This window comes from 'Vigna radiata' phytoplasma, from assembly GCF_030586915.1.
In the GTDB taxonomy this organism is placed as follows: domain Bacteria; phylum Bacillota_I; class Bacilli_A; order Acholeplasmatales; family Acholeplasmataceae; genus Phytoplasma; species Phytoplasma australasiaticum.
Genome location: NZ_JAOSIS010000052.1, coordinates 1 through 1,213, shown reverse-complemented (window position 1 = coordinate 1,213; position 1,213 = coordinate 1). Strand labels below are relative to the sequence as shown.

The following is a 1,213-nucleotide window of genomic DNA, read 5'->3' as shown; positions in this document are numbered from 1 at the left end:
ATGAATTTCAATTTTGATTCTCTTTTTATAGAAAATTTTATTAAAATTGATGAAATACCGTTTGATTTTAAACGTCGAATTATGACTATTTCTCTTCATAATATTCTTGAAGATTACTATTTAATTATCAGTAAAGGAGCGATTGAAGAAATATTAAATATTTGTGATTATGCTGAATCTATTGATCCGATAACTAATCAATCTCAAATATTAAACATTGATAAATCTAAAATTTTAAATTATGTTTCCCATTATAATCAATTAGGATTTCGTGTAATAGGAGTTTCTTATAAACTGATTAGAAAAAATCATAATTCTACAAATAATAATGATGAACATATAGAAAATAATATGATTATGTTGGGTTTTTTAATTTTATTAGATCCTCCAAAAATTAGTTCTGCAGATGCTGTTTTAGCTTTAAAAAGTTGCGGCGTAGATGTTAAAATTTTGACCGGTGATAATGAAGTTTTATCTAAAATTATTGCCAGTAAAGTTAATATTCAATCTTCAGAATGTTTATTAGGTTCTCATTTGATCGAAATGAGTGATGAACAAATTTATAAAAAAGCTTGTTATACTAGTATTTTTGCTAAATTATATCCAGAACAAAAAGCTAGGATTATTAATATTTTTCGTCAAAAAGGACATATTGTTGGTTTTATAGGGGATGGCATTAATGATGCTATCGCCATGAAAGCCGCAGATTTATCTATTACTGTCGATTCAGGAGCTGAGGTTGCTAAAGAATCAGCAGATGTTATTTTATTAAATAAAAATTTAACTGTACTAAAAGATGCCATTTTAGAAGGTCGTAAGAATTATATTAATATGTTAAAGTATATTAAATTCACTTTAGCTTCTAATTTTGGTAATATTTTAAGTATTTTATTAGCTTCTTATTACTTGCCTTTTATTCCTTTTATGCCAATTCAAATTTTGTGTTTAAATTTAATTTATGATTTATCTTGTTTGGTATTACCTTTTGATGATGTAGAACCAATTTATTTACATAAAAAATCTCGCTGGGATAGTCGTAATATTTGTTTTTTTATGATTACCTTCGGAGTATTAACTTTTATTTTTGATATTTTGTTTTGTTCCAGTTTGTTATGGAATTATGGTATTTTTTCTTCTAATAATTGGGATTGCGATAAAATTAATTTATTTAGAGCAGGGTGGTTTATTTTTTCAATTTGGACTCAATTTTTGA

The 1,213-nt window shown here is 25.1% G+C and carries 1 protein-coding gene; it reads left to right on the top strand.

What is annotated here, in order from left to right:
* Positions 1–1,213: HAD-IC family P-type ATPase (locus tag OC710_RS02700; RefSeq protein ID WP_304515012.1), on the top strand; the 1,213-nt coding region annotated here is incomplete at both ends.